10 protein-coding genes are annotated in these 13,405 nt (G+C 43.2%); all 10 read left to right on the forward strand.

What is annotated here, in order from left to right:
* Positions 1-53: 53 nt before the first annotated feature.
* On the forward strand, positions 54-1,322 hold the full coding sequence (gene hisS, locus ABS301_RS23250) for a histidine--tRNA ligase (RefSeq protein WP_349674454.1): 1,269 nt from the start codon (positions 54-56) through the stop codon (positions 1,320-1,322).
* Between the two features lie 9 nt (positions 1,323-1,331).
* On the forward strand, positions 1,332-3,128 hold the full coding sequence (aspS, locus tag ABS301_RS23255; protein ID WP_349674455.1) for an aspartate--tRNA ligase: 1,797 nt from the start codon (positions 1,332-1,334) through the stop codon (positions 3,126-3,128).
* A 163-nt stretch (positions 3,129-3,291) separates the two neighbouring features.
* The gene (locus ABS301_RS23260) at positions 3,292-5,121 is read left to right on the forward strand and encodes a 5'-nucleotidase C-terminal domain-containing protein (RefSeq protein WP_502878000.1); all 1,830 of its coding nucleotides are present in this window, start codon (positions 3,292-3,294) and stop codon (positions 5,119-5,121) included.
* 158 nt (positions 5,122-5,279) lie between these two features.
* Positions 5,280-5,807, forward strand: coding sequence for a GNAT family N-acetyltransferase (locus ABS301_RS23265; RefSeq protein WP_349674456.1), 528 nt, complete (start codon positions 5,280-5,282; stop codon positions 5,805-5,807).
* 93 nt (positions 5,808-5,900) lie between these two features.
* Complete coding sequence (locus ABS301_RS23270) at positions 5,901-7,010, forward strand: tetratricopeptide repeat-containing glycosyltransferase (RefSeq protein WP_349674457.1); 1,110 nt, start codon at positions 5,901-5,903, stop codon at positions 7,008-7,010.
* The gene (locus ABS301_RS23275; RefSeq protein ID WP_349674458.1) at positions 7,010-8,122 is read left to right on the forward strand and encodes a tetratricopeptide repeat-containing glycosyltransferase; all 1,113 of its coding nucleotides are present in this window, start codon (positions 7,010-7,012) and stop codon (positions 8,120-8,122) included. Before ABS301_RS23270 ends, ABS301_RS23275 begins: the two co-directional genes overlap by 1 nt.
* Before the next feature lie 199 nt (positions 8,123-8,321).
* Entirely contained in the window at positions 8,322-10,064 is a 1,743-nt protein-coding gene (locus tag ABS301_RS23280) for a methyl-accepting chemotaxis protein (protein WP_349674459.1), read from the forward strand.
* Positions 10,065-10,143: 79 nt separating this feature from the next.
* The gene (kduI, locus tag ABS301_RS23285; protein ID WP_349674460.1) at positions 10,144-10,986 is read left to right on the forward strand and encodes a 5-dehydro-4-deoxy-D-glucuronate isomerase; all 843 of its coding nucleotides are present in this window, start codon (positions 10,144-10,146) and stop codon (positions 10,984-10,986) included.
* 179 nt (positions 10,987-11,165) lie between these two features.
* Positions 11,166-11,840 (forward strand): response regulator transcription factor, encoded by a 675-nt coding sequence (locus ABS301_RS23290; protein ID WP_104438812.1) that lies wholly within the window; start codon positions 11,166-11,168, stop codon positions 11,838-11,840.
* A gap of 17 nt (positions 11,841-11,857) precedes the next feature.
* On the forward strand, positions 11,858-13,399 hold the full coding sequence (locus tag ABS301_RS23295) for a sensor histidine kinase (protein ID WP_349674461.1): 1,542 nt from the start codon (positions 11,858-11,860) through the stop codon (positions 13,397-13,399).
* Positions 13,400-13,405 lie beyond the last annotated feature (6 nt).

Here is a 13,405-nt window from a genome sequence, read left to right on the forward strand (position 1 = left end):
ATGATTTGCGATTTCTAAGAAAGATAGAAAATATAATAAACGGAGTGAAAAAAATGTCATTAAAAAAGAAACCGGTTACCGGAATGAAGGACATACTCCCTGCGGAAATGCAGGTGCGGGAATATGTAATGAACCAGATTCGGGAGACATACGGCGGATTTGGATTTAATTCCATTGAAACTCCCTGTGTAGAACACATTGAGAACTTAAGCAGCAAACAGGGCGGCGACAATGAAAAACTGATTTTCAAGATTATGAAGCGGGGAGAAAAACTGAATCTGGAAACAGCGCAGATGGAGAATGATCTGGTAGACAGCGGACTGCGTTATGATCTGACAGTCCCCCTTTCCAGATATTATTCCAACAATGCAGCAGTTTTACCGGCCCCATTTAAATCCCTTCAGATGGGAAGTGTCTGGAGAGCAGACCGTCCCCAGAGAGGACGTTTCAGACAGTTCGTTCAGTGTGACATCGATATCCTTGGAGATCCCACCAGACTGGCGGAGATCGAACTGATTCTTGCGACGACGACTCTCCTTGGAAAGATTGGATTTAAAGGATATACGGTAAGAATTAATGACCGTAATATCTTAAAGGGCATGGCAGCTCACTGTGGATTTTCAGAAGAAGCTTATGATCAGGTTTTTATTATTCTTGATAAGATGGACAAGATCGGTATGGATGGCGTTGCTGGTGAGTTAAAAGAAGCGGGTTATCCGGAAGAGAATGTCAATAACTATTTAGCCCTGTTTGAGACAGTGACCAGAGACGCAGCCGGTATCAGAAGTTTAAAGGAAGTATTAAAAGATGCCATGGATCCGGAGCAGGCAGAGAATCTGGCGGCTATTATTGACAGCGTGAGTGCAATTACCACCAGCCAGTTTAAGATCGAATTTGATCCCACTCTGGTACGTGGAATGTCTTACTATACTGGAACCATCTTTGAGATTCTGGTAGACGGTTTCCCAGGCTCCGTAGGCGGAGGCGGCCGTTATGACAAGATGATCGGCAAATTTACCGGAATGGATACTCCTGCGTGTGGATTTTCCATTGGTTTTGAACGGATTATCACCATTCTTATGGAAGAAGGCTTTACAGTACCTGGCAGTGAAGAACGGTTTGCATTCCTGATTGAAAAGGGTGTAAGCGATGCGGTCATGAATGAAGCAGTGAAAGAGGCCATGAATGAGCGTGCCAAAGGTAAGACAGTCCTGGTATCCCAGATGAATAAAAATAAAAAGTTCCAGAAGGAAAGCCTTATAAAAGAAGGATATACCCAGTTTAAGGAATTTTATAAAGAAGCACTGAAGGAAACGAATTAGGAGGAAATTATGGCAGAGTCAATGTTGGGTTTAAAAAGATCCCATAGATGTACGGAAGTTACAGCAGCCTGTGCAGGAAATGAAGTTACAGTAATGGGCTGGGTTCAGAAAAGCAGAAATAAGGGCGGAATTATTTTCGTTGATTTAAGAGACCGTTCCGGAATTCTGCAAATCATCTTCGAAGAGAGCGATTGCGGAGCAGAGAATTTTGCAAAAGCGGAAAAACTGAGAAGTGAGTTTGTTATCGCTGTTACTGGTGTGGTGGAGAACCGTTCAGGCGGTGTGAATGAGAATCTGACCACCGGCGCCATTGAAGTGCGTGCCAGGAGCCTGAGAATTCTCTCAGAATCTGAGACTCCTCCTTTCCCGGTTGAGGAAAACAGCAAAACAAAAGAAGAACTGAGACTGAAATACCGTTATCTGGATTTAAGAAGACCGGACATTCAGAAAAATATCATGATCAGAAGCCAGGTTGCTACCTTAACAAGAGCATTTCTGGCAGAAGAAGGCTTTTTAGAGATCGAGACTCCGACTCTCATTAAGAGCACACCGGAAGGCGCAAGAGATTATCTGGTGCCAAGCCGTGTTCATCCTGGTTCCTTTTATGCCCTTCCCCAGTCTCCCCAGCTTTTTAAACAGCTGCTGATGTGCTCTGGCTATGACCGTTATTTCCAGCTGGCAAGATGCTACCGTGACGAAGACTTACGTGCAGACAGACAGCCGGAATTTACACAGATCGATATGGAGCTGTCCTTTGTAGATGTGGAAGATGTACTGGCAGTCAATGAAAGACTGTTGAAAAAGCTGTTTAAGGAAATCTGCAATTTCGATCTGGAGCTTCCGATTACACGTATGACCTGGAGAGAAGCCATGGATCGTTTTGGTTCTGATAAGCCGGATATGCGTTTTGGAATGGAACTGAAAAACGTGTCTGAGGTTGTAAAGGATACCGAGTTTGCTGTATTTAAGGGAGCATTAGAAAACGGTGGATCTGTCCGCGGTATTAATGCAAAAGGACAGGCGGCCATTCCAAGGAAAAAGATCGATGCTCTTGTTGACTATGCAAAGGGCTTCGGTGCAAAAGGTCTTGCTTATCTGGCAGTAAACGAAGACGGAACTTATAAATGTTCCTTCTCCAAATTTATGTCAGAAGAAGAACTTAAGACACTGGCAGATGCCATGGATGGACAGCCAGGAGATCTTCTTTTATTTGCTGCAGACAGAGACAAGGTTGTATTTGACGTACTGGGTAACCTCCGTCTGGAACTGGCAAGACAGTTAGAACTCTTAAAGAAAGATGTATTTAAGTTCTTATGGGTAACGGAATTCCCATTACTTGAGTATTCCGAGGAACAGGGACGATTTACAGCCATGCACCACCCATTTACCATGCCTATGGAAGAAGACTGGGCTATGATTGATACGAATCCGGGTGCTGTACGCGCCAAAGCTTATGATATCGTGTTAAACGGTACAGAGTTAGGCGGCGGATCTGTCCGTATCCACCAGGGTGATATTCAGTCTAAAATGTTTGAAGTACTGGGCTTTACCAAAGAGCAGGCAAATGATCAGTTCGGCTTCCTGTTAGATGCATTTAAATACGGTGTACCGCCTCATGCAGGTCTGGCTTATGGTCTTGACCGTGTAATCATGCTCATGGTGGGGGCAGACAGCATCCGTGACGTAATTGCATTCCCGAAAGTAAAAGATGCGTCCTGCTTAATGTCTGAGGCACCGGCACCGGTAGATCCCAAACAGCTGGAAGATCTTGGAATTAAAGTGAGTGAAGAAACAGAGTCTGAATAAATAAAGATAAAACCTCTCTGCAAAGCGAACAAGCTAAGGCAGAGAGGTTTTTTTGTGAAATAAAGAATCAGATAAAAGGAAAATATTAACAAAATAATATGGAAATTTTACATTGATCTGATATAATATAGGAAAAAGCATATGTTAAAGGAGGATTCAAGCAATGAAAGGAAGTACAAAAAGAAGGTTTCTGTCTCTTTGCCTGTCCGTACTCATGGTTTTGTCCCTTGCTACAGGTCTATCATTTCCGGCCAGGGCTGCAGATCAGGATATTGTGATTCTGTATACCAATGACGTTCACTGCGGCATTGATGAAAAGATCGGTTATGCAGGTCTGTCTCTTTATAAAAAAGAGATGAAAGCCCAGACGCCCTACGTGACTCTGATTGATGCCGGTGATGCGATTCAGGGAGCTCCCATCGGAACGCTTTCAGACGGCGGATACATCATCGACATTATGAATCAGGTCGGATATGATTTTGCCGTGCCGGGCAATCATGAATATGATTACGGTATGCCAAGGTTTTTGGAACTGGCAGGCAAATTAAACTGCGGTTACTATTCCAGCAACTTTATTGATTTAAAGACCAATACTCCAGTGTTTGCTCCTTATAAGATGTTTACATACGGCAATACAAAAGTTGCCCTGGTAGGCGCAACCACACCGGAGAGCTTTACCAAGTCAACACCAGCCTACTTCCAGGACGGAAGCGGCAATTATATTTATGGTTTCTGTGAAGATGAAACCGGCAAAAAGCTTTACGAACAGATTCAGCAGTCCGTTAACAGTGCCAGAACAGAAGGTGCACAGTACGTTATTTTAGTAGGCCATCTTGGGGAAAACGGCACCACGGACCGATGGACTTCTGATAGTGTAATTAAGAACACAAATGGAATTGATGCATTAATTGACGGCCACTCTCATGAAGAATACTCAAAAAATATAAAGAATAAAGATGGAAAGGACGTGCTCCTTACCCAGACAGGAACTAAATTAAAGAATATCGGAAAGCTGACCATACGTCCTGACGGTTCGCTTGCCAGTGAGTTAGTAGCTGAAGTTCCTGCAGGTGCAGTATCCAGTACCTACACCGTACAAAAAGGCGATTCCTTAAGCCGTATTGCAAAAAGAGAATTAGGCTCTTTTGACCGCTGGAGAGAAATTTATAATGCAAACAGGGACAAGATTAAGGATCCAAACGTTCTTACTCTGGGAAGTCAGCTGGTGGTTCCGGGCAAAACAGCAGTATCCAAGGATGGAAAAGCCCTGGATTATGATACAGACCAGTTTATCAAGCACATTCAGGCCCAGTATAATGAATCCTTAAAAGTCGTATTGGGACATACTGACGTGGAACTGACCATCAACAATCCGGCTACAGGGGAACGGGCAGTCAGAAGCGGAGAAACCAACTTAGGTGATCTCTGTGCAGATGCATACCGTCAGGTACTTGGAGCAGACATCGGTATTGTAAACGGCGGCGGTGTCCGTGCAGGCATTAAACCGGGAAATATCACATACAACGATACTCTTACGGTACATCCTTTTGGCAACATGGGCTGCGTAGCAGAAGTTACCGGTCAGCAGATTAAGGATGCCCTGGAGATGGCTTCCCGTAATTATCCGAAGGAAAGCGGTGGCTTTTTACAGGTATCCGGTTTAAAATATACCATTAAGACTTCTGTTCCATCCAGTGTTCAGGTAGATGAAAAAGGTAACTTTGTAAAAGTAGGAGGAGCATACCGGGTAGCAGATATCATGATTGGCGATTCTCCTCTTGATACTTCCAAAGTTTATACCGTGGCTTCTCACAATTACATGTTAAAGATGGCTGGTGATGGTATGACAATGTTTAAAAACAGCAAAGTAATCCGTGACGATGTAATGACAGATGTGGATATTCTCTCGGCTTTCATCCGCAATAACTTAGGCGGAAATGTAGGCACTGATTATGCAAATCCGGCAGGACAGGGAAGAATCACGATTCAGTAAACAGATAAACTTAAAGTAATATAACCATGCGCCCTGCCCGTGGTTTCTCCTGCCAGATTAACAGGAGAGATCCGGACAGGGTGCATTTGTCTGCAAATATAAGAAATTTATGATACAATAGATACAAATAATAAAATTAGAACCACAGGAGATAAAAAATGTTAATCAGAGAACCACAGAACCGCTTTGAAGAAATATATTCCATTTACCAGGAGTCATTTATAGATCAGGAAAGACGTACAAAGGAAAGCCAGAAACTTGTGTTTGACAACCCCGCCTATCATACCATGGCTGTGGAAGAAGATGGAAGAATCATGGCGTTTCTGGGATACTGGGATCTGCCTGGATGTGCCTTTTTTGAGCATCTGGCAACTGCAAAGATTTCAAGAGGAAAGGGCTATGGCAAACTTCTGATCGAAGAAGCAGTAAAAGAAATAAAAAAACCTGTATTTTTGGAAATTGAGCCTGTGACGGTGGAAAATCCCGCAACAGGAAAAAGGGCAGTATTTTATGAACGGTTGGGATTTTATGTCAATCATTTTTACTATGAACAGATGCCGTTAAAACCACAGGACAGTCCAATGCAGTTATGGGTTACAAGTTATGGAAAGCCATTTACTGAGGAGGAATTTATGCCTTTTAAGAAAGAGATTTATGAAATCATATACGGAGTCAATCTTTCATAAAGAAACCGAATTGTCTTATTTTTATCACAGGACAGACTGTTTTTGCATATATTGTATCTAGCAATCAGAATATTCTAAAAGGAGATGGTTTGATTGAACCGATATAAGATATGCGTTTATGCAATCAGCAAGAATGAAGAACAGTTTGTGGACCGATGGATGGATGCGGTATCGGAAGCCGATGAAGTGATTGTAACCGATACAGGCTCTACAGACGGCACTGTTGAAAAGCTCAGATCCAGGGGGGCGACTGTATATGAGGAAACCATTTCCCCATGGAGATTTGACACGGCCCGAAACGTTGCTCTTGATCATGTGCCTGAAGATGCAGATATCTGCGTATCCAATGATTTAGATGAAGTATTTATACCGGGCTGGAGAAAAATCTTAGAGTCTGCGTGGAAACCGAAACAGACCCGTGCCAGATATTTATTCACATTTTCCCTGAATTCTGACGGAACACCAAAGAAGCAGTATCCCATGGAAAAGATTCATAAACGTCATGGATACCGTTGGATTCATCCGGTTCATGAAATATTGGAGTATAGTGGATCAGAACCGGAAAAATCAGGTTGGGTGACGGGACTTGTATTAAATCATTACCCGGATAATTCAAAACCGAGAACCCAGTATCTGCCCCTTCTGGAGTTATCCGTAAAAGAAAATCCCTTTGATGACAGGGCCACATTCTGGCTGGGCAGAGAATATGTATACCATGGAGATTATGACCAGGCCATACAGACACTAAGTAAACATCTTTCCATGCCCACCGCCAGATGGATGGAAGAACGTAGTGCCTCTATGCGCTTTATTGCTCATGCCTATGCAGAAAAGGGCAATAAGAGAGAAGAACTTGTCTGGCTGTACCGGGCTCTTGCAGAGTGCCCGGAGGTGAGAGAACCTTATATTGCTTTAGCGAAGTTTGGATATCTGGAATCCAATTGGGCCTTGAGCTTTGCCATGGCTCAAAGGGGACTGACAATTAAAGAAAGCACGGGAAGCTATCTGGTAGACCCGGCAAGCTGGGGATATGCATTATATGATTATGCAGCAATCAGCGCTTACCGGCTTGGAATGTATGAAACAGCCGAAAGGTATGCAGATGAGGCTTTAAAAACAGACCCGGAAAATAAAAGGCTTCAAAGCAATCTTCTGCTGATTCAGCAAAAGAGCAGAAAACCGGCAGCTAAGGAGGAATCCTGATGAGCGGTCTGAAAATCTGTGTTTATGCAATCTGTAAAAATGAAGCATCATTTGTAGATAGTTGGATGGATTCCATGAATGAAGCTGACCTCATAGTTGTCACAGACACCGGATCGGAAGATGATACGGTAAAAAAGCTAAACGAGCGGGGAGCCATAGTCTACGTAGATATTGTAAAGCCATGGCGGTTTGATGTGGCAAGAAATATCTCTTTGGATCACGTACCGGAAGATGTGGATATCTGTGTCTGCACCGATCTTGATGAGCGGTTTGAACCAGGGTGGAGAAAACGGCTGGAAGAAGCGTGGGTAAATCATAAGCCTGTTAATAAGGGAGCTGTTGCCAAGACCGGCCGCTATCTTTACAACTGGAGTTTAAAGCCAGACGGAACACCGGATATACAGTTTTATTATTTCAAAGTGCATCAGCGTAAGGACTTCCGGTGGAAATGCCCGGTACATGAGTTTGTTCAGTACTGTGGAAAATCACCTCTGGAGACAATTTATATTGAAGGAATGGTGTTAAGTCATTACCCCGATCCTACCAAATCCAGGGGTTCCTATCTGCCTCTTTTAGAGCTGGCAGTTGCGGAAGCACCGGGAGATGAACGGATGCGGTACTATCTTGGCAGAGAGTATATGTATAAGAGCAAATGGCTGGAGAGCATTAAAACCTTAAAGGAGTATTTGCTGCTTCCCACGGCAACCTGGTGTGATGAACGGTGTGCAGCCATGCGCTGGATTGCCAGATCATATTATCGGCTGGATAAGATAAAAGAAGCATACCAGTGGTATTTTAAAGCCATTGCAGAAGTTCCAGGCATGCGGGATCCTTATGTGGAGTTTGCCAAAATCTGCTATGAGCTGAGTGACTGGCCCATGGCTTATTATCTGACTCTGGAAGCGCTGAAGATAAAAGAAAAGTCAAGGACCTTTGTAAATATGGGTTATTCCTGGGATTATACCCCAGATGACCTTTGCGCCATTGCCGCTTACCGGCTGGGATTGTATTCTGAATCCCAGGACCATGCAAAAGCAGCTCTTCTTTTTGCCCCCGGCAATGAGCGTCTGAAAAGTAATTTAAAATTAATTCAGGCAGCCATAAAAGAATAAAAACATATTCCCGAAGAAAGACACAGGTTTCAAAACGCCATATTTGTGTCTTTTTTTGGGAATTTTTTTAATTGTTTAAAATTTGACAAATATTTTACAGAAATTTAATAAACTTTCAGTAAACCTCAGTTGCAGATTTTATAAATACCGTGTATGCTAATCCATATTGTATTATATTGCAATCAGAAAGGGGTATTACATGAAGGCACAAAAGAGTAAGAGATTGCAGGTAACAGGAAAGCTGGTTGTATTCGTCAGTGTAATGGTAATGTTAATTATATCCGCTCTGACAACCATTTTTTATATCAGCCTGGACCGGGTTTACCAGAACTGGATCGATTCCAGTTACGAAAGTTATGATTTAAATATTAAAACAGCGACTGAAAGTCTGGTTAGTGTGTTACAGGTTAATTATGACCGCTATAAATCCGGTGAAATTACAGAAAAAGAGGCATTAGACAATGCCAAAGCCATTGTCCGCGATACGCGTTATGACAATGGAAACGGATATTTCTGGGCAGATACTTCCACTGGTCTCTGCGCAGTTCATATGAATCCGGAATATGAAGGGAAAGAACGCTACGATGAGAAGGATCTGAAGGGAGATTACTATATCCGTGAATTTATTAAAAACGGATCCCAGCCCGGAGGTGGTTTCACCGATTTCTACTTTACAAAACCAGGCCAGGAAGGCACATTTGCTAAACGGGCTTATACCATAAAATTTGAGCCATATGACTGGTACATCAGTACGGGAAACTACATAGACGACATAGACAGTGCTGTTGCAGGATATCACAGGGAAAAAATACTAAATATTATACTGCTGGCAGTTGTAGCCTTATTGATCTGCTTCACAGGTTTAATCGTACTTGTCAAGTTCCTGCATAAGATTACTGCTCCATTAAGTCCCATATCTGAGCGGCTTAAACTGCTTTCCGACGGAGATGTTCATACCCCTCCCGTTGAAGTTGTGAATACCGGCGATGAGATGGAGGTACTCTCCCAGGCAACCGATGAACTGATCGGGCAGATGAAAGAAGTAGTGGGTGATATTACACTTCACTTAAAAAATATGGCGGCTGGAGATATGACACTTCCTGTAACCAGGGAGTATGCCGGAGATTTTTCTACCATCCATGATTCTCTGGTTCTGATTTATGAGCAGTTAAACCGGACATTAGGCTTAATTCGTGAGTCGGCCGGGCAGGTGAATTCAGGCTCTTCCCAGGTGGCGGATGCAGCATCTGCACTTGCAGCCGGAGCGACAGAACAGGCAGGAACCATTGACCAGCTTTCTTCTGCCATAACAGAGATTACAGAGAAGGCAGAGCAAAGTTCTGCTCATATCGGTCAGGCTGCCGGCTATGCAGAGCAGACGTTGTCGCGGGTTGAAGAAAGCAACGAGAAGATGAAGCAGATGCTTCTGGCAATGGATGAAATTAAAAACACTTCCGATGAAATCGCAAAGATTACAAAGGATGTAGATGCAATTGCCTCTCAGACAAATCTTCTGGCACTGAATGCAGCGGTAGAAGCGGCACGTGCAGGAGAAGCAGGCCAGGGATTTGCGGTAGTTGCAGATGAAGTCCGCAGCCTTGCAGCAAAATCCGCAGAAGCTGCCAAACGTACTGCGCTGCTTGTGGAAAATGCAGCCCGGGCTGTGACGGATGGTATGGGTACTGCAAAAGAAAATGCCCAGATTCTGGCAGAGGTTATGGAACAGGCAAATCAAGCCAAAGGGCTTATGGAATCAGTGGAGCAGTCCGCAAGAGAGCAGGCCGTTGCTATGGTTAGTGTCAGCAACGGAATTAATGAGATCTCTTATGTGGTCCAGAGCAATGCGGCTACAGCAGAAGAAAGTTCCGCTTCCAGTGAAGAATTGTCAGCCCAGGCCGCACTTCTCCAGAAAGAAGTGGATAAATTTAAAATAATCCAATAAGATGTTGAATTAAAAACTGCCTTATGATACCATGGAGATGGTCAGTTATTTCAAATACAAATAAGGAGGCTTTTTATAAATGGATATTCGTTACTCTGCTAATCAGAAAGATTTTAAGCGTTACACAACAGAAGAAACAAGAGACGAATTTTTAATTGAGAACTTATACGTTGCCAATGAAGTGGTAGCTGTTTACTCCCATGTTGACCGTATGGTAACACTGGGCTGTATGCCAACAACAGAAACCGTTTCCATTGACAAGGGAATTGATATCTGGAAAAACTTTGGTACAGGCTTTTTCCTCGAGAGACGTGAGATCGGTATCTTCAACATCGGCGGATCAGGAAAGATCAAAGCAGATGGAGAAGAATTCAGCATGGGCTACAAAGACTGCTTATACATCACAAAGGGAACCAAAGAAGTATTATTCTCCAGTGATGATGCATCAAACCCAGCTAAATTTTATATGGTAAGTGCTCCTGCTCACAAGGCATGCAAGACTACCTTTATCCCCATCGAAAAGGCAGCCAAGAAGCCACTGGGTGCAATGGAAACTTCCAACAAGCGCGTGATCAACCAGTTCATCCATCCGGATGTACTTGAGACCTGCCAGTTATCCATGGGAATGACCGTTTTGGATCCAGGCAGTGTATGGAACACCATGCCATCTCATACTCACGAGAGACGTATGGAAATCTATATGTACTTCGAGATTCCGGAGAACAATGTAGTATTCCACATGATGGGCGAAGGCAATCAGACCAGACACATCGTTATGCAGAATGAGCAGGCAGTTATCAGCCCATCCTGGAGCATCCATTCCGGAGCAGGTACAAGCAACTATACCTTCGTTTGGGCAATGGGCGGCGAGAATCAGGCGTTTGATGATATGGATACCATTCCTACAACTGAATTAAGATAAGATTCGATTGGACAGGCAGATGCTTTTTACAGGAGCATCTGCCTTTTTTTACTTTTACAGAGGTTAATCGGGAAATGGTGTGAAATCTCTGTGAAAATGTAGATATTCCGCTATCAATTTGGTACAATATGTTTCATAAATACAGGAAAACAGTTGAGATCTGATTTCGGGAGGTTTTTATGGAACAGTTAAAAATATTAGTGGTAGATGACGAGGCCAGAATGAGAAAGCTGGTAAAGGATTTCCTCAGTGTAAAAGGATTTACCGTAGTGGAAGCATCAAACGGTGAGGAAGCGGTAGACATATTTTTTGAGCAAAAAGATATCGTACTGATTATTCTGGATGTGATGATGCCGAAAATGGATGGGTGGGAGACTTGCAAGACCATACGTAAGTATTCCCAGGTCCCGATCATTATGCTGACAGCCAGGACGGAAGAGAGGGATGAACTTCAGGGATTTGATTTGGGAGTGGATGAATATATAGCAAAGCCATTCAGCCCCAAGATCCTGGTTGCCCGTGTAGAGGCCATACTAAGACGCAGCAATGCTGTGAATACGGATTCGGTTGAGATCGGCGGTATCTGCATAGATAAGGTAGCACATCAGGTAACCATTGATGGAAAAGACATTGAATTAAGCTATAAAGAATTTGAGCTTCTGGCATATTTCCTGGAAAATCAGGGAATAGCTCTCTCCAGAGAAAAAATTCTTAATAATGTATGGAACTATGATTATTTCGGTGATGCAAGGACCATTGATACTCATGTGAAGAAATTAAGAAGCAAGATGGGAGAAAAGGGAGATTACATCCGGACCATCTGGGGAATGGGCTATAAATTTGAAGTGACATAATCGTTAGAGGTGAGTGAATGAAGCATTCCATAAAGGCGCGTTTTGCCATCATATTTGTCTGTCTGATGGCATTTGTTCTTCTGACTACCTGGTGTGTGAACAACTGGTTTTTAGAGGGATTTTACACCAGAGCCAAGGTTCGTATCCTGGAAATGGCCTATACAGAGATTGATCAGGTAGTAGCCCAGGCCAATGAAAGCGGAAAAGGAATTATCGAGTATTATCATGATTCCTATGATCCTGATTTCAAGAATGAGGGATCTGTACAGAAGCTGTTCCGGACGATGGGCGAAAAATACAATTTAATGATGATATTAATTGACAGCACAACTGACGAATATCTAATTCCTACAAGCGGTGACCGCCAGTTCTTAAAAAACAGGGTGGAGGATTACATTTTCGGTGAAGACATGCCCCAGGCCAGAGTTTTAAAAAAGCATAACAATTATATTGTTCAAAAAACATATGATAGACGTTCGGATTCCTATTATCTAGAGAGCTGGGGATATTTTTCGGATAATAAAACTATTTTTCTAATCTCCATACCGCTGTCGAGTATCAGGGACAGCGTGGCTTTGTCAAACAGGTTCCTGGCATATGTAGGGTCTATGGCTTTGATTATAGGTAGTTTGTTTATTTATTTCACTACCAAACGTATTACAACACCCATTCTTCAACTGGCGAATTTGTCAGAGAAGATGTCCGGTCTTGACTTTGAGGCAAAATACACAGGTGATGAAAAAGATGAAATCGGTGTCCTGGGCAACAGTATGAATCAGTTGTCCGACCGGCTTAAGGATACAATCGGACAGCTGCGCAGTGCCAATGAAGAACTGCAGAACGATATTGCGGAGAAAGTAAAGATTGATGAGATGCGAAAGGAGTTTATCGCTAATGTGTCCCATGAGCTGAAAACACCCATTGCTCTTATTCAGGGATATGCGGAAGGCTTAACGGAGGGAATGGCAGAAGATCCGGAGAGCAGGGATTATTACTGCGAGGTGATAATGGATGAGGCCAATAAGATGAACAAAATGGTTCGTCAGCTGCTGAATCTGACTGCTCTGGAATTTGGCAACGATGATTTACAGTTGGAATGCTTTGATTTGACGGAGCTTATCCGCGGAGTGATTGGATCTGCCGGGATTTTAATCCAGCAAAAGGAAGCTAAGGTGAAATTGGAAACTTTTGATACCATTCGTGTTTATGCGGATGAATTTAAAATAGAAGAAGTGATCACCAATTATTTAAATAATGCACTTAATCATCTGAGCGGAGAGCGGGAGATTATTATCACTGCCGAAGAGAATGGGAAAGAAGCGCTTGTAACCGTATTTAATACGGGGCAGAGTATTCCAGACGAGGATTTACCCAAGCTGTGGACGAAGTTTTACAAAGTGGATAAGGCTCACACCCGGGAGTATGGTGGCAGCGGAATTGGTCTTTCCATTGTTAAGGCTATTATCGACTCTCACAAGAAGACCTGCGGTGTAAGAAACGTTGAGGGCGGAGTGGAGTTTTGGTTTACTCTGGATTGTTATCAGGAACCGGGAGTATGACTTATC

It is taken from the genome of Lacrimispora sp. (assembly GCF_031982545.1).
In the GTDB taxonomy this organism is placed as follows: Bacteria; Bacillota; Clostridia; order Lachnospirales; family Lachnospiraceae; genus Lacrimispora.

Coding starts and splice junctions, on each gene's coding strand:
- hisS (WP_349674454.1), top strand. CDS start 54: ATGTCATTAAAAAAGAAACCGGTTACCGGAATGAAGGACATACTCCCT.
- aspS (WP_349674455.1), top strand. CDS start 1,332: ATGGCAGAGTCAATGTTGGGTTTAAAAAGATCCCATAGATGTACGGAA.
- ABS301_RS23260 (WP_502878000.1), top strand. CDS start 3,292: ATGAAAGGAAGTACAAAAAGAAGGTTTCTGTCTCTTTGCCTGTCCGTA.
- ABS301_RS23265 (WP_349674456.1), top strand. CDS start 5,280: ATGTTAATCAGAGAACCACAGAACCGCTTTGAAGAAATATATTCCATT.
- ABS301_RS23275 (WP_349674458.1), top strand. CDS start 7,010: ATGAGCGGTCTGAAAATCTGTGTTTATGCAATCTGTAAAAATGAAGCA.
- ABS301_RS23280 (WP_349674459.1), top strand. CDS start 8,322: ATGAAGGCACAAAAGAGTAAGAGATTGCAGGTAACAGGAAAGCTGGTT.
- kduI (WP_349674460.1), top strand. CDS start 10,144: ATGGATATTCGTTACTCTGCTAATCAGAAAGATTTTAAGCGTTACACA.
- ABS301_RS23290 (WP_104438812.1), top strand. CDS start 11,166: ATGGAACAGTTAAAAATATTAGTGGTAGATGACGAGGCCAGAATGAGA.
- ABS301_RS23295 (WP_349674461.1), top strand. CDS start 11,858: ATGAAGCATTCCATAAAGGCGCGTTTTGCCATCATATTTGTCTGTCTG.